Raw genomic sequence first — 12,993 nt, 5'->3', positions numbered from 1 at the left:
CAACCGCCGAGGGCCGCAAAAGGGGAACTGCTACGCGGGGCGCCCCTTCGGCCGCCGCAGCCCCGCCTCCGTAAGCCTGCGCACCAGTTCCTTGGAGCCGATCTCCACCGCGCCCGCGCGCACCGCGTCCTCGTAGCGGTGCGAGGGCAGGTCGTAGTGGTCGCGCTCGAAGGCGCGGGCGGGGGCGCCGATGCCCGCGGCGAACGCGTGCAGTTCCTCGTACGAGACGTCGCTGACCAGGTGGGACCACATGCGCCCGTGGCCCGGCCAGGTCGGCGGGTCGATGTAGACCGTCACGTCAGGCCGCCCACCGGGGCCACGACGACGCCCGCCTTGCCGCACACCCAGTGCGGGTCGGCTCCCAGTTCGGGCTCCACGTCCAGGGCGTGCGGGTCGCCCGAGCCGCAGACCGGGCAGAGCGGCCAGCGGCCGTACCGCTCCAGGAGCGCGTCCTGGACGTCCTGGGCGACCAGGCCCGCGACGAACTCCACGCCCTCGGGCCACTGCTCGACCCACCAGCGGCGGTGCGCCACCGACTCCTCGACCAGCGAGACGACCTCGGCCTGGGCGACCTCGCGCGCCACGAGATCGGCGAGGACAAGTGCACGAGCGGCATGCAGCGCCTGCTCCAGGGGGTCGATCGCGTCCATGCAGCCATTGTCCACCCCACGCGCAACCCGCCGAAGATCCACCCGGACCGCGAGGCACACGGTGCGGCGAGATCGGGACCAAAGGGGTCTTGACCCGTTCGGGGTCCGAAAATATCTTTCAAGCGTGACCAATGACGTGAAGGAAATTTTCGCGGGCACGGCGCCCCCCGCCCCGGCCGCCCTGGCGGCCAAGGTGCGGACCCTGGCGCCGTCCATGACCCGCTCCATGCAGCTCGTCGCCGAAGCCGTCGCCGGCGACCCCGCGGGCTGCGCGGCCCTCACGGTCACCGGCCTCGCCGAGCTCACCGGCACCAGCGAGGCCACGGTGGTCCGCACCGCCCGCCTCCTCGGCTACCCCGGCTACCGCGACCTGCGGCTCGCCCTCGCCGGACTCGCCGCCCAGCAGCAGTCGGGCCGCGCGCCCGCCGTCACCGCGGACATCGCCGTCGACGACCCGATCGCGGACGTCGTGGCGAAGCTGGCGTACGACGAGCAGCAGACCCTCGCCGACACCGCGGGCGGCCTGGACACCGTCCAGCTCGGTGCCGCCGTCGCCGCGCTCGCCGTCGCGCCCCGCACCGAGATCTACGGCGTCGCCGCGTCAGGCCTCGTCGCCCAGGACCTCGCGCAGAAGCTGCTGCGCATCGGCCACATCGCCCACGCGCACTCCGACCCGCACCTGGCGGTCACGAACGCCGTCACCCTGCGCTCCAAGGACGTGGCGATCGCGATCACGCACTCCGGATCGACCGGTGACGTCATCGAGCCGTTGCGGGTCGCCTTCGAGCGCGGGGCGACGACCATCGCGATCACCGGACGCCCCGGCAGCCCTGTCTCGCAGTACGCGGATCACATACTGACCACCTCCACCGCCCGCGAGAGCGAGCTCAGGCCCGCCGCGATGTCCTCCCGCACGAGCCAGCTGCTCGTCGTGGACTGCCTGTTCGTGGGCGTCGCCCAGCGGACGTACGAGACGGCGGCCCCCGCACTCGCCGCCTCCTATGAAGCTCTCGCGCACCGCCACAGTCCCCGCGGCGGCACCCGCTGACCTCCCGCCACTAGAACGCCCCCTCACCCCCCGCCGCACACGAAAGAGCCGCACCTCATGACCTCCACGACCGACGCCACGGACTCCCCCGCCCCCGGAAGCGGATCCGGGGACACGTACGGCGAACTCCGCGCCCAGCTGGACACGCTCACCACGGAGGCGTTCCGCCCCGAGCTCTCCGAGATCGACCGGCAGCCCACGCTGGAGATCGCGAAGATCATGAACGGCGAGGACGCCACCGTGTCCGCGGCCGTCGCCGAGCAGCTCCCGGCGATCGCCGCCGCCATCGACGGCACCGCCGAGCGCATGGCCCGCGGCGGACGGCTCATCTACGCGGGGGCCGGGACTGCAGGACGGCTCGGGGTTCTCGACGCCTCCGAGTGCCCGCCCACCTTCAACACCGACCCGGCCGAGGTCGTCGGCCTCATCGCGGGCGGCCCGAGCGCCATGGTCACGGCGGTCGAGGGCGCGGAGGACAGCAAGGAGTTCGCGGCCGAGGACCTGGACGGGCTGCGCCTCACCGCGGACGACGTGGTCGTCGGGATCTCCGCCTCCGGCCGGACGCCGTACGCGATCGGCGCGGTGGAGTACGCGCGCTCCCGCTACGGAGCCCTCACCATCGGCCTCTCCTGCAACGCGGACAGCGGTCTCGCGGCAGCCGCAGACCACGGCATCGAGGTCGTCGTCGGCCCCGAACTCCTCACCGGATCAACCCGCCTGAAAGCGGGCACGGCCCAGAAGCTCGTCCTCAACATGCTGTCGACGATCACGATGATCCGCCTCGGCAAGACCTACGGAAACCTGATGGTGGACGTGCGCGCGTCGAACGAGAAGCTGCGCGCCCGCTCGCGCCGGATCGTCTCCCTCGCCACCGGCGCATCCGACCAGGAGATCGAGGCAGCACTCGCCGCCACCGACGGGGAGGTGAAGAACGCCATCCTCACCATCCTCGGATCGGTCGACGGCCCCACGGCCGCCGATCTGCTCTCGTCGTCGGACGGCCACCTCAGGGCGGCCCTCGACGCCGCGCGCACGACCCGTACTGCCTGACCCCAGCACCGCTGGAAGAACAGCGCCACCGTCACCCCGCACGCACAGCAAGGCACCCCGCACATGGCAACTGACAAGAACCGCGCCACAGCCGCCGCGATCCTCCCCCTCGTCGGCGGTGCCCAGAACGTTACCTCCATCGCCCACTGCATGACGCGCCTGCGCCTGAGCCTCGCCGACCGCTCGCTGGTCGACGACGAGGCCCTGAAGGCGCTGCCCGCCGTGATGGGCGTGGTCGAGGACGACACGTACCAGATCGTGCTCGGTCCGGGCACAGTCGCCCGCGTCACGCCGGAGTTCGAGGCCCTGGTGACGGAGGGCCGCACCGATGCCCCCTCCGAACTCACCCTCACCGCAGAGGAGTTGGCGGCACAGGGCGCGGCGATCAAGCAAGCCAGGAAGGCGAAGAACGCAACTCCCTTCAAGCTCTTCCTGCGCCGCATCGCGAACATCTTCGTGCCCCTGATCCCGGCCCTCATCGGCTGCGGCATCATCGCGGGCATCAACGGCCTGTTGATCAACCTGGAGTGGCTGCCGGGCATCACTCCGGCGCTCGCCGCGATCGCCTCCGGCTTCATGGCGCTGATCGCGGTGTTCGTGGGCTTCAACACGGCGAAGGAGTTCGGCGGTACGCCGATCCTGGGCGGCGCGGTGGCGGCGATCATCGTCTACGCGGGTGTCGCGAACATCGAGGCGTTCGGCCAGAAGCTGTCGCCCGGGCAGGGCGGCGTCCTGGGCGCGCTCGGCGCGGCAGTCCTCGCCACGTACATCGAGAAGTGGTGCAGGCGCTGGGTCCCGGAGGCGCTCGACGTCCTCGTCACCCCCACCATCACGGTCCTGCTCTCCGGCCTGGTCACGATCTTCGGCCTGATGTTCCTGGCGGGCGAGGTCTCGACGGGCATCGGCACGGCGGCGAACTGGCTCCTGGACAACACGGGCGCGTTCGCGGGACTGGTCCTCGGCGGACTGTTCCTCCCCCTGGTGATGCTGGGCCTGCACCAGGCCCTGATCCCCATCCACACCACCCTGATCGAGCAGCAGGGCTTCACGGTCCTGCTGCCCATCCTGGCGATGGCGGGCGCGGGCCAGGTGGGCTGCGCGATCGCGGTCTACAAGCGCCTGCGCCACAACAAGTCGATCCGTACGACGATCAAGTCGGCGCTCCCCGCAGGCTTCCTGGGAGTCGGCGAACCCCTCATCTACGGCGTCTCGCTCCCCCTCGGCCGCCCCTTCGTCACGGCGTGTGTGGGCGGCGCGGCGGGCGGCGCGTTCATCGGCTTCTTCTCGATGATCGGCGAGAAGGTCGGCTCCACGGCGATCGGCCCGTCGGGCTGGGCGCTGTTCCCTCTCCTGGACGGCAACAAGGGCCTGGGCCTGACGATCGCGATCTACGGCGGCGGCCTCCTGGTCGGCTACGCGGTGGGCTTCTTCGCGACGTACTTCTTCGGCTTCAGCAAGCAGATGCTGGTGGAACTGAACGCGGATGTGGACGCGGGCGAGTCGGTGGCGGCCCGGAGCGAGGCCGCCCCCTCGGCACCGACGCCCGCCGAAGGCGACGGCAAGGACAGGCAGCCGGCAGCGGTCTGATCCTCCCGGGCCCCTGGGCCCTCAACGCCCGAGGGCGGCACCCCGCACGTGACGGGGGCCGCCCACGGCCGATCTCGGGATCACGCCGCGTGTATCCGTTGATGCGTACGCTCGCGTCATGAGCGAGTACGTCACCGTCCGTGAAGCCCGCGCCCATCTCGCCGAGGTCGTCGACAAGGCCGAGGCGGGCGAAGTGACCGTGCTGACCCGTAAGGGGAAGCGCGTAGCGGCCTTGGTCCCCATTGAGGTCCTGGACGCACTCGACGAGGCGAGCGACGAGCAGGCCGCGCGCGAGGCCGAGCAGCATCGCGACGACCCCACCGTCAGCATGATCGAGCTCCTCGTGGACCTTTTCGAAGCGGACGGCGGCAAGGGCGAGGGCGACGCCGCGTGAACACGCCTTCCGCTTCACCCGCATCCTGACGACCCTCACCGCACTCGGTGACGACCCGCGTCGCGAAGACGCGGACAGCAAGAAATTCCCAGGCCATGACGGCCTGTACCGACTGCGCGGCGGTAGCCGGCGTGACGTCTACCGCAACCTGTAGCGCGCCTACGTCCCTGCGCCCACCGGCCGCCGCAGCAAGTAAACCCCCGCGCTGGACACCAGGACCGCCATGCAGGCGATGAACACGAGCCCCGCGCCCTCCAGGCCCATCGGCCCCGTCAGCAGGCCCACCCCGATGACCGGCAGCGAGATGCCCGTGTACGCGACCACGAACAGGGTCGAGATAACCGCCGCGCGCCGGTCCGCGGGCGATGCCGCGGCCACCGCCGACAGCGCCCCGCGGAACGCCAGACCTTGCCCGCATCCGCCGACCACCGCGCTGAGCACCACCAGGGCCAGCAGATCCCAGTGCAGCGCACCCGCGAGCAGCGCGAGGCCGGCGAGGAGTGCGGCGCAACCCAGTGGCAGCGATCGCGCCACCCCCACCCGGCCGATCGCCAACTGCCCGGCGGTCGAGGCGAAGAAGGCAAGCGCGACGACCAGGCCGCTCACGGCGTGGTTCTCCACGTTCAGGGACTCCGCGAGGAACGCCGGACTGACCGAGGTGAACACCCCGAACAGCGCGAACCCCACGAACGACGCGATCCCCGCGGGCACGAACACCGCCCGCACCTGCGGCGGCACCCCGGGCCGCTGCGGCCGTACCGTGCTCAGCGGCCTCGGCTCCCGCACGGTCTCCGGCAACCGCAGCAGGACGACGGCCGAGACGGCGACCAGCGCCAGGTGCACGGCGAACGGCAGGTACAGCGGCCAGTCCGCGTACTGCGCGAGCACACCTGCGAGCAGCGGCCCGCAGCCGAGGCCGCCCATGTTGGCGGCCGTCGCCACGAACGTGGCCCGCGAGGCGCCGACGTGCGGTGCCGTGTCCATCACGTACGCCGTGGCCGCCCCCGTGAACAGCCCGGCGGACAGGCCCGAGAGCAGCCGCCCCGCGTACAGCCAGCCCATCCCGACGGCGCACAGGAAGCAGACAGCGCTGGCCGCCGCGCAGCCCAGGCCCCACAGCAGGACCGGGCGTCTGCCCACGGTGTCCGAGACGTTGCCCGCGAGCAGCAGCACGCCGATGACCGCGAAGGCGTACACCGCGTACACGACGGTGACCGTCAGCTCGGAGAACCCGAACTTCTCCTGGTAGAGGCTGTAGAGGGGAGTCGGCAGCGTGGTGCCCGCCATACAGACGGCGAACACCGCCCCGCTGAGGAGACACTGCCGCCAACGTCGTTGATCAACGTCCATGCCGCCGACGCTAACCCCACCGGCCACCCCGCCCACGCCGCCGCTCGGAGTTGTCCGCGAACTTCCCCGGAATTGTTCTTGATCGGTAACGGACCGGCCCCTGACGCATCCCCGCGCCCCCGTTCCTCGTCCTGCCGGGTGGCCGCGAGTGACCGGGACGCGGCGCGGGACGGTACGCAAAGGGGCGGGCTATGGCACGGCACAGCGGTGGGCGGGGCTGGTACGGCAAGGTCATCGGAGCCGCGCTCGGGGTGACGATGCTCGCCACCGGCGCGGGGGTGTGGAGCGCCCAGGCCGGCACCACGGAGAGTTCCTCACCCGCGGCGAAGAAGCCGAGCGCCGTCAAACCGGTCTCCGCGGCCATCGCGCACTCCTCGGAGGCCGGGAAGCGCGGCATCAACCTCACCATCGACGACGGCCCCGACCCCAAGTGGACACCCGAAGTCCTCGCCGTCCTGCGGGAGTACGACGTGAAGGCCACCTTCTGCATGGTGGGTACGCAGGCCGAGGCGCACCCGGACATGGTGAAGAAGGTCGTCGCCGCCGGGCACCGGCTGTGCGACCACTCGGTGTCGCACGACACCGGCATGGACAAGGACTCCAAGGCCTACCAGTCCCGGCAGATCCTCGACGCCGAACGCATGATCACCAAGGCGTCCGGCGGCGTACGGCCCCTGTACTACCGCGCGCCCGGCGGCGCCTTCACCCCCCACAGCCGCAAGCTCGCCGCCGAGCGCGGCATGCGCCCCCTGGGCTGGAACGTCGACACCAAGGACTTCGAGCGCCCCGGCACGGACGCGATCGTCGCCACGGTCCAGCGGGAGCTGCCGAACGGGCCCACGCTCCTGTTCCACGACGCGGGCGGCGACCGCACCCAGACGGTCGAGGCCCTGCGCACACTCATCCCCCAACTGAAGGAGCAGGGTTACGCTTTCGGCTTTCCGGTGCGCTGAGCCGGGCCGCCCGCCCCGGCCGGGTCAGACCGCCAGGGGGCCTTCGCGTACGTTGCGCTGACGCATTTCCGCAGCGAACCTCTCGGCCGTCACGAAGTCGTTGTCGTCGTGCACGACGACGAGACCGTGGTGAGCGGCAGTCGCACAGACCTGGAGGTCGACCGCCGACAGCGACTTGTGCGCGCCCTGCTCGGCGGCGCGCAGCTGCACGGCGCCGACCCACTTCGCCGCGCTCTTGGGGACGGAGACATCCTCGTAGATCTCCGCGAACATCGACCTGTAGGCCTCGTACTCCCCCAGGTCGCGGGCCGAGAGCATGAATTCCACGCGCTGCGGATAGCACGAGCGGACCGTGCCGTCCATGAGCTCGGAGTGCCACGCCTTGTACAGCTCCTTGTCGCGCAGCAGCCGCCACAGCGCCGAGGAGTCCAGCAGATAGCCGCCGCTCACTCGCGTCCTGCCTCCTTCGCGGCACGACGCGCCGCCTCCGCACCTTCAAGATCCCAGCCTTGCGCGAGCTCGAAGTACTTCTCGAGCGCGGCGGCCCGCTTGAGCCGCTTGTTGTACTCCTCCAGCGCATGCGCGACAGCCGCCGTCTTCGTCCGGTGGCCGCCGAGACGCTTGGCGGTCTCCAAGGCCTCGTCGTCGATTTCGATGTGTGTCAGCGACATCTCGATCTCCCGCCATGTACATAGAGGGCCCACTTGTACCCCTCTGAGTGTACATAGCAGGGCCCCACCCTGCCGGTGCGAGCCGCTCACGGCAGCCGCCTCTCCCGGTTCAGCCTGCGCACCCGCTCCCGCAGCACGTCCCCCGCCGGCGCCTCCCCGATCGACTCCGGCGGGCAGTCCCACTCCCGGCCGCCACCGAGCGGCCTCAGCTGTACGAGGCCGCCCTCGCAGCCCATGACCTGGCCGACGCTGCCGTCCCGGTAATCGACGGCGTACGTACCCGCCTCCGGAACCCCGGGGTCCTCCTCGTTCACCGGGAGCCCTCCACCACGGCGGCCAGGCGCAACGCCGTGTCGAGATTGCAGCGCCCCAACTCCACCAGCGGCAAGGCCCCTTCCGCCGCCGCCGTCAGCGGGTCCATCCGCAGGGACGGCAACGTGACCCCGGCCTCTTCGAGCCCCGCCCTCAACTGCCGCACGACCTCCTCCACCGCCCGCACCCGTTCCTCCGCCGTCAGCGCCATGACCTCTGCCTCTCACACTGGGTGTTGCCGTTTCCTCACTAAGCGTGTCCGGTCGTGCGTAGCCTGAGAAGCAACGGCGTCCCAACAAACCGGCTTGTTGGATGAGGAGTTGCACATGACCCGCCGCAAGGACCTGGACCCCTCATCGAACCCCCGCGCACTCCTCGGCTGCGAGTTGCGACACGCGCGTGAGCGGAAGGGGATCAGCCAGGAGGCGCTGGGTGCGCCCCTGTTCGTCAGCGGCTCGTTCATCGGGCAGCTGGAGGCGGGCACGCGTCGCATGCACCTGGAGTACGCCCACCACTTCGACGAGGTGCTGGATACGGGGGGCTTCTTCGCCCGCAACTGCCGGGCGGTCGCCAAGTCGAAGTACCCGGATCATTTTGCTGAGGCGGCGGAGGCGGAGGCGGTTGCGACCGCCATCAGGGAGTACGCGCCGCAGTTGATCCCGGGGCTGTTGCAGACTCCGGAGTACGCAAGGGCGGTGTTCCGCGCGTACCGGCCAACCGCGACAGAGGACGTGGTCGAGGAGTTGGTGGCCTCCAGGCTGGAGCGTGCACAGATCCTGCGGGATCCAACAACGCCCCTGTTGTGGTCGGTACTTGACGAGGCGGTGCTGCGCCGGAAGGTGGGCAGCGCTGCCATCATGGCGGAGGCTTTGCGGCACGTCGCTGACCTCGCACGCAGCCATCGACTCATCATGCAAGTGTTGCCGTTCACCGTCGGGGCTCACCCGTCGATGGGTGGCTCGGTGAAGCTCATGACTTTCGAAGACGCTCCTACGCTCGTGTACTTCGAGGGCCCTGGCACAGGACGACTGGAAGACGATCCGCCCACTGTTGCCCGCCACGAACTGGCTTACGATTTGGTTGGGGCCAACGCAGCGTCACCGGCAGAATCCCTGGCCTTGATCGAATCAGTGGCGGAGGATTACGCCCATGAGGACCAGCCCTGAGTACGACCTGAGCGCAGCTACTTGGCACAAGTCCACGTACAGCGGCCCTGACGGAGGCAACTGCCTGGAGATGGCCTGCTGGCGCAAATCCACCTACAGCGACGGCAGCGGCGGCAACTGCCTCGAAGTGGCCGACGGGCACCCGAACCTCGTCCCCGTCCGCGACTCCAAGAACCTCGCCGGCCCGAAGCTCGTGTTCCGGGCCACGGCCTGGTCCGCGTTCCTCGCGGACCTCAAGGACAACTGACCCCGAAGCTCAAGCGCCGAGCCCCGAGCCCTCTTTTCAAGGAACGGGAGGCGGGCCTCAACCCGCCTCAACCCGCCCTCCCTCCCTAGGAGTTGGCACAGTCGATCACTTTCGGGCTTCGACTTGCCACGCAACGTGACGACGCTCTAGCGTGCCCGAATAACGAACAACCCCCGCCAGGTGCTGCGAACACCTGCGGGGGTTTAACCATCACGATCGAGAAAGAGTCGATCCATGGCTGACGCCAAGCTTAGTACCGCCCTCCGCCCCGCGCACGCAGACCCGCACCCTGCGGCCAACCCGGGTTACGGAAAGCGTTCGGCACCCGAACAACTCCCCCGCACAAACAACGACTTCACCCACCTCCCACCCCGCGAAGCCGCCATCGCAGCCCGCATCGACCGGCTTCCCGACGGCGCGGACATCTCCGTAAAGACCCTGGCCAAGCACCTCCCATACGGCCAGTGCGCCCTCCGTACCGCCCTCAACAGGCTCCAGGCGGCAGGGCACTTGAGGCGGGGCAGGGAACACGTATACGGAAGCGGCAGTGCTCGCTGGATCACCCGAACGTGGTTCTCGCGGACGGCGCGGGACGACACTTGGTGGGCGGCATTCACGCGCGGCGACGTACCGGAACCGAACCCCGAGCCGGGGCGGGAGCCGGACAGACCCCAACGCCCCACCCGCAGCCGCGCGTTCATCCTCCTCGCGGCCCTCGGCCGGACGGCCCCCGCACTGTCCCTCTCGTACGCGGACTGCGTCGCCCTGGAACCCCAGCTCACGGAGTGGTTCACGCGCGGCGCCACGGAGCCGGACATCCTCCGCGCCCTCACGGCAGGACTCCCCACCCCGGTCCACAGCCCGGCGGCCCTCATCCGCAGCCGCCTCACGACCAAGCTCCCGCCCGCACCAGCCCCCCGCCCCGCGCTCCGCGTCCTGGAGTGCGGGAGTTGCGGAGCCCCCGGCCGCCCGGAGGCCCTGCCCGGCGGCACCTGCGGCCCGTGCCGGGGCGAGCCGGGCCCCGCGAGGCCCGACCGGCCGCTGACGGCCGCAGCGGTCCGCGCCCACGCGAAAGTTGCCCGCGCGGCGACCAGCCGTCCCCAGGAAAGGACACACGCATGACCGCTCCATCGATCAGACGGCACTCAGCAGGGGCACCATGAAGAGGAGGAGGCAACAACATGACCCCTGGCACCGCCGAACGCCCGCAGATGTCCGTCGAGGAGTTCGAAGAACTCGTCCGCCGCGCCCCGGAGACTGTTCGCAACAAGCTTGAGTTCTACGGCGGCAGGCTGCATGTCAAGCATGGCCCCATCGACGTCGAAGACTTTGAAGAGCTCGCCCGCGTGGCGCCCGAGACGGTCACCCTCGAACTCATCAACGGAAAGCTTGGGGTCAAGCCCGTGCCGGACCATCTCCACGGGGCCATCGTCATGTGGCTGCTGCGGCAGTGCATGCAGCAGCGGCCCGAATTGGCCCTGTACCCGGAGCAGGGGCTCAAGGTTCCGACGTATCGCAAAGGGCGAGCCAGGCCGGACGGCACCCTGGCGCCGCTGGACCACTTCATCGCCCAGGACGGCGAATGGGCCTCCCCCGAGGGCGTCCTCATGACCGTAGAGGTCACCTCGCACGACAGCGACACAGACCGACGCGACCGCCAGGAAAAGGGCCGCGCCTACAGCTACGTCGGCATTCCCGTGTTCCTCCTCATCGACCGGGACAACGACACCCTGGTCGTCCACAGCCTTCCGCAGGACGGCGTCTACCAGAAGCGTCGCTCCTACCACTACGGCGCCACCGTCCGCCTCCCTGCCCCAGTAGCCATCACCCTCGAAACCGAAAAGCTCAAGGACTACGCCAACTGATCCCACTCCCTGGCCCCGGCAGGCAGGTCCCCGCCGTCCACCGAGGGCCCAGGCCGCGTCTGAGGAGTACGCGAGCGGTGGCGGCATGCGGCACAGTCAAGGACCCCCGCGCGAACGCTGAACCGGCCCCCTCCCCGGTCGCCTTCGCGACATACTTCCCCGGCCCCGGCAGGCCCCCTCAGGCCCCGCTGACCGAGTTCCGCCGCTGATACGACCGACGCCCGGCCGTCGACCACGCGGCCCTGAAGACTTCCCGGCCCACGCAGTGCAAATGCCGCCATTTCCCTTCTGTCCGAAAGGACCCCGCCCCCCGCGTGGAAACCCCGGACCACCTTCCGGCACCTACATGACGTAACGAGGATGACACCGAACGTCATCGAAGCGGCACAACCGGAGGGGACCCTTCATGACCGAGCTCAACGAGCCCAACGACCCCAACGCGCCCACCGAAGAGCAGATCATCGAGGCCTGGCGGTCCGCCGCCCACATCACCCTGGCACCCGGCCCCCAGGAGGTGTCCGAGGCGGCCCCCACCCCGGACCAGGAGTGGACGCTGCCGGGTGGCAGGGCCTGGGTGTACCTCGCCGATCCCCAGCAGGGCCTGACCCGGCCGGTGATCCTCGCCGACGGCTTCAGCACGGGACCGAGTGACCTGGACTTCCTCTACGAGGGCCTGGACCGGGGCGAGTACGCGCTCATCAGCGAGCTGCGGACGCGCGGCAGGGACGTCGTCATCCTCGGCTTCGACGAGCGCAGCGCCTCCATCCTGGACAACGCCGTGGCCGCACGGTCGGCGATCCAGGAGGCGATCGCGCGGCGCACCGGCGACCACCCGCTGACGGTCGGCGGGTTCAGCATGGGCGGTCTGGTCACGCGGTACGCGCTCGCCAGGATGGAGCGCGACGGTGTCGACCACCAGACCGCGCTGTACGTCTCCTACGACAGCCCACACCGCGGGGCCTGGATCCCGATCGCGCTGCAGTCGTTCGCGCACTACATCCGGCGGCTCAACGCGGCCTTCTCGAACCAGATGAACAGCCCGGCCGCGCGCCAGTTGCTCTGGCAGCACATCTCCGAGTGGGACGACAGCCCCGAGACCGACAAGGAGCGCGTCGAGTTCCTCGCCGAGCTGGAGCGGGTCGGCGGCTGGCCGAGGCGCCCGAAGAAGATCGGCGTCGCCAACGGCGTACGCAGCGGCGTGGCCAACGGCATCACCCCCGGGCAGCGGGCGTTCCGCGGCAAGGGCCTTGCCATCACCGGCACCCACCTCTACACGCAGTCGGTGGGCGAGGACCAACTCGTCGCGCAGCTGCGGGTGGTGACCCTGCGCAAGCCGCAGATCCACACGTCCGGCATGCCCGAGATCGACGGCGCCCCCGGCGGCACCCTGGAGGGCTTCGGCATCCTCGCCGACGAGCTGAACAAGATCCCCGCCATCATCGGTCTCGGCTCCGAGGCCGAGATCCGCGAGCACTGCTTCGTACCCGCCGTGAGCGCGGTGGCCCTGCGCGACATCGACACCCACGAGAAGCTGCACGACCCGCTCCCGGAGCAGTCCGAGGACAGCGAGTTGGACGAGTACCTCTGCGCCACCCACAACGAGGCCCACACCCTGATCACGCAAGAACTCTGCACCTGGCTGCTCGACCGCCTGCCGTAGTCACGCACGGCTCCTGAAACGCCCGAGGGCGGCACCCCTT

Annotated in this window: 17 protein-coding genes; 10 read left to right on the top strand and 7 right to left on the bottom strand. The window is 70.1% G+C overall.

Going from position 1 to position 12,993, the window contains the following annotated elements; translation table 11 throughout:
- Positions 1-30 precede the first annotated feature (30 nt).
- Positions 31-297: a DUF4031 domain-containing protein gene (locus ACZ5WE_RS36420; RefSeq protein ID WP_367043171.1), complete on the bottom strand. Its 267-nt coding sequence runs from the start codon at positions 295-297 to the stop codon at positions 31-33.
- Positions 294-650 (bottom strand): hypothetical protein, encoded by a 357-nt coding sequence (locus ACZ5WE_RS36415; protein WP_467695670.1) that lies wholly within the window; start codon positions 648-650, stop codon positions 294-296. Before ACZ5WE_RS36415 ends, ACZ5WE_RS36420 begins: the two co-directional genes overlap by 4 nt.
- A gap of 124 nt (positions 651-774) precedes the next feature.
- On the opposite strand from ACZ5WE_RS36415, the gene ACZ5WE_RS36410 reads away from it, so the two are divergent.
- The 4 genes from ACZ5WE_RS36410 to ACZ5WE_RS36395 all read left to right on the top strand — a co-directional run bounded on the left by ACZ5WE_RS36410 (position 775) and on the right by ACZ5WE_RS36395 (position 4,729).
- Positions 775-1,698: a MurR/RpiR family transcriptional regulator gene (locus ACZ5WE_RS36410; protein WP_399390403.1), complete on the top strand. Its 924-nt coding sequence runs from the start codon at positions 775-777 to the stop codon at positions 1,696-1,698.
- Between the two features lie 57 nt (positions 1,699-1,755).
- Positions 1,756-2,748, top strand: coding sequence for an N-acetylmuramic acid 6-phosphate etherase (gene murQ, locus ACZ5WE_RS36405; protein WP_467695668.1), 993 nt, complete (start codon positions 1,756-1,758; stop codon positions 2,746-2,748).
- Positions 2,749-2,811: 63 nt separating this feature from the next.
- Positions 2,812-4,335 carry a PTS transporter subunit EIIC gene (locus ACZ5WE_RS36400; RefSeq protein WP_467695666.1) on the top strand — a complete coding sequence of 508 codons (1,524 nt, stop codon included), beginning with the start codon at positions 2,812-2,814 and terminating at the stop codon, positions 4,333-4,335.
- 118 nt (positions 4,336-4,453) lie between these two features.
- Positions 4,454-4,729: a type II toxin-antitoxin system Phd/YefM family antitoxin gene (locus ACZ5WE_RS36395; protein ID WP_467695664.1), complete on the top strand. Its 276-nt coding sequence runs from the start codon at positions 4,454-4,456 to the stop codon at positions 4,727-4,729.
- A gap of 159 nt (positions 4,730-4,888) precedes the next feature.
- On the opposite strand, the gene ACZ5WE_RS36390 is transcribed toward ACZ5WE_RS36395, so the two are convergent.
- A complete protein-coding gene (locus ACZ5WE_RS36390; RefSeq protein WP_467695662.1) occupies positions 4,889-6,079 on the bottom strand; it encodes an MFS transporter in 1,191 nt (396 codons plus the stop codon).
- A 191-nt stretch (positions 6,080-6,270) separates the two neighbouring features.
- On the opposite strand from ACZ5WE_RS36390, the gene ACZ5WE_RS36385 reads away from it, so the two are divergent.
- The gene (locus ACZ5WE_RS36385) at positions 6,271-7,032 is read left to right on the top strand and encodes a polysaccharide deacetylase family protein (RefSeq protein WP_467695660.1); all 762 of its coding nucleotides are present in this window, start codon (positions 6,271-6,273) and stop codon (positions 7,030-7,032) included.
- 24 nt (positions 7,033-7,056) lie between these two features.
- On the opposite strand, the gene ACZ5WE_RS36380 is transcribed toward ACZ5WE_RS36385, so the two are convergent.
- The 4 genes from ACZ5WE_RS36380 to ACZ5WE_RS36365 all read right to left on the bottom strand — a co-directional run bounded on the left by ACZ5WE_RS36380 (position 7,057) and on the right by ACZ5WE_RS36365 (position 8,226).
- Positions 7,057-7,482 (bottom strand): PIN domain-containing protein, encoded by a 426-nt coding sequence (locus ACZ5WE_RS36380; protein ID WP_467695658.1) that lies wholly within the window; start codon positions 7,480-7,482, stop codon positions 7,057-7,059.
- Positions 7,479-7,703, bottom strand: coding sequence for a type II toxin-antitoxin system VapB family antitoxin (locus ACZ5WE_RS36375; RefSeq protein WP_399390417.1), 225 nt, complete (start codon positions 7,701-7,703; stop codon positions 7,479-7,481). The genes ACZ5WE_RS36380 and ACZ5WE_RS36375 overlap by 4 nt, the downstream gene beginning before the upstream one ends.
- Before the next feature lie 86 nt (positions 7,704-7,789).
- Entirely contained in the window at positions 7,790-8,017 is a 228-nt protein-coding gene (locus ACZ5WE_RS36370) for a hypothetical protein (RefSeq protein ID WP_367043201.1), read from the bottom strand.
- Positions 8,014-8,226 (bottom strand): hypothetical protein, encoded by a 213-nt coding sequence (locus ACZ5WE_RS36365; RefSeq protein WP_367043204.1) that lies wholly within the window; start codon positions 8,224-8,226, stop codon positions 8,014-8,016. Before ACZ5WE_RS36365 ends, ACZ5WE_RS36370 begins: the two co-directional genes overlap by 4 nt.
- Before the next feature lie 115 nt (positions 8,227-8,341).
- On the opposite strand from ACZ5WE_RS36365, the gene ACZ5WE_RS36360 reads away from it, so the two are divergent.
- The 5 genes from ACZ5WE_RS36360 to ACZ5WE_RS36340 all read left to right on the top strand — a co-directional run bounded on the left by ACZ5WE_RS36360 (position 8,342) and on the right by ACZ5WE_RS36340 (position 12,953).
- Positions 8,342-9,181, top strand: a complete 840-nt coding sequence (locus ACZ5WE_RS36360; RefSeq protein ID WP_467695655.1) for a helix-turn-helix domain-containing protein — start codon at positions 8,342-8,344, stop codon at positions 9,179-9,181.
- Positions 9,165-9,428 (top strand): DUF397 domain-containing protein, encoded by a 264-nt coding sequence (locus ACZ5WE_RS36355; RefSeq protein ID WP_467695653.1) that lies wholly within the window; start codon positions 9,165-9,167, stop codon positions 9,426-9,428. Before ACZ5WE_RS36360 ends, ACZ5WE_RS36355 begins: the two co-directional genes overlap by 17 nt.
- Positions 9,429-9,662: 234 nt before the next feature.
- Positions 9,663-10,550 carry a hypothetical protein gene (locus tag ACZ5WE_RS36350; RefSeq protein WP_467695651.1) on the top strand — a complete coding sequence of 296 codons (888 nt, stop codon included), beginning with the start codon at positions 9,663-9,665 and terminating at the stop codon, positions 10,548-10,550.
- Between the two features lie 59 nt (positions 10,551-10,609).
- A complete protein-coding gene (locus ACZ5WE_RS36345) occupies positions 10,610-11,293 on the top strand; it encodes a Uma2 family endonuclease (protein WP_467695649.1) in 684 nt (227 codons plus the stop codon).
- Positions 11,294-11,699: 406 nt separating this feature from the next.
- Complete coding sequence (locus tag ACZ5WE_RS36340; protein WP_467695647.1) at positions 11,700-12,953, top strand: esterase/lipase family protein; 1,254 nt, start codon at positions 11,700-11,702, stop codon at positions 12,951-12,953.
- Positions 12,954-12,993 lie beyond the last annotated feature (40 nt).

The sequence above is a fragment of the Streptomyces sp. NPDC033180 genome (genome assembly GCF_055577645.1).
The sequence above is the reverse complement of the archived record's forward strand: the minus strand, read 5'-3'. Positions and strand labels throughout refer to the sequence as shown.

What these genes read in the sequence shown, in the direction of transcription:
- ACZ5WE_RS36415 (WP_467695670.1), bottom strand. Translation starts at nt 650, where the DNA reads ATGGACGCGATCGACCCCCTGGAGCAGGCGCTGCATGCCGCTCGTGCA.
- murQ (WP_467695668.1), top strand. Translation starts at nt 1,756, where the DNA reads ATGACCTCCACGACCGACGCCACGGACTCCCCCGCCCCCGGAAGCGGA.
- ACZ5WE_RS36400 (WP_467695666.1), top strand. Translation starts at nt 2,812, where the DNA reads ATGGCAACTGACAAGAACCGCGCCACAGCCGCCGCGATCCTCCCCCTC.
- ACZ5WE_RS36395 (WP_467695664.1), top strand. Translation starts at nt 4,454, where the DNA reads ATGAGCGAGTACGTCACCGTCCGTGAAGCCCGCGCCCATCTCGCCGAG.
- ACZ5WE_RS36390 (WP_467695662.1), bottom strand. Translation starts at nt 6,079, where the DNA reads ATGGACGTTGATCAACGACGTTGGCGGCAGTGTCTCCTCAGCGGGGCG.
- ACZ5WE_RS36385 (WP_467695660.1), top strand. Translation starts at nt 6,271, where the DNA reads ATGGCACGGCACAGCGGTGGGCGGGGCTGGTACGGCAAGGTCATCGGA.
- ACZ5WE_RS36375 (WP_399390417.1), bottom strand. Translation starts at nt 7,703, where the DNA reads ATGTCGCTGACACACATCGAAATCGACGACGAGGCCTTGGAGACCGCC.
- ACZ5WE_RS36365 (WP_367043204.1), bottom strand. Translation starts at nt 8,226, where the DNA reads ATGGCGCTGACGGCGGAGGAACGGGTGCGGGCGGTGGAGGAGGTCGTG.
- ACZ5WE_RS36360 (WP_467695655.1), top strand. Translation starts at nt 8,342, where the DNA reads ATGACCCGCCGCAAGGACCTGGACCCCTCATCGAACCCCCGCGCACTC.
- ACZ5WE_RS36355 (WP_467695653.1), top strand. Translation starts at nt 9,165, where the DNA reads ATGAGGACCAGCCCTGAGTACGACCTGAGCGCAGCTACTTGGCACAAG.
- ACZ5WE_RS36350 (WP_467695651.1), top strand. Translation starts at nt 9,663, where the DNA reads ATGGCTGACGCCAAGCTTAGTACCGCCCTCCGCCCCGCGCACGCAGAC.
- ACZ5WE_RS36345 (WP_467695649.1), top strand. Translation starts at nt 10,610, where the DNA reads ATGACCCCTGGCACCGCCGAACGCCCGCAGATGTCCGTCGAGGAGTTC.
- ACZ5WE_RS36340 (WP_467695647.1), top strand. Translation starts at nt 11,700, where the DNA reads ATGACCGAGCTCAACGAGCCCAACGACCCCAACGCGCCCACCGAAGAG.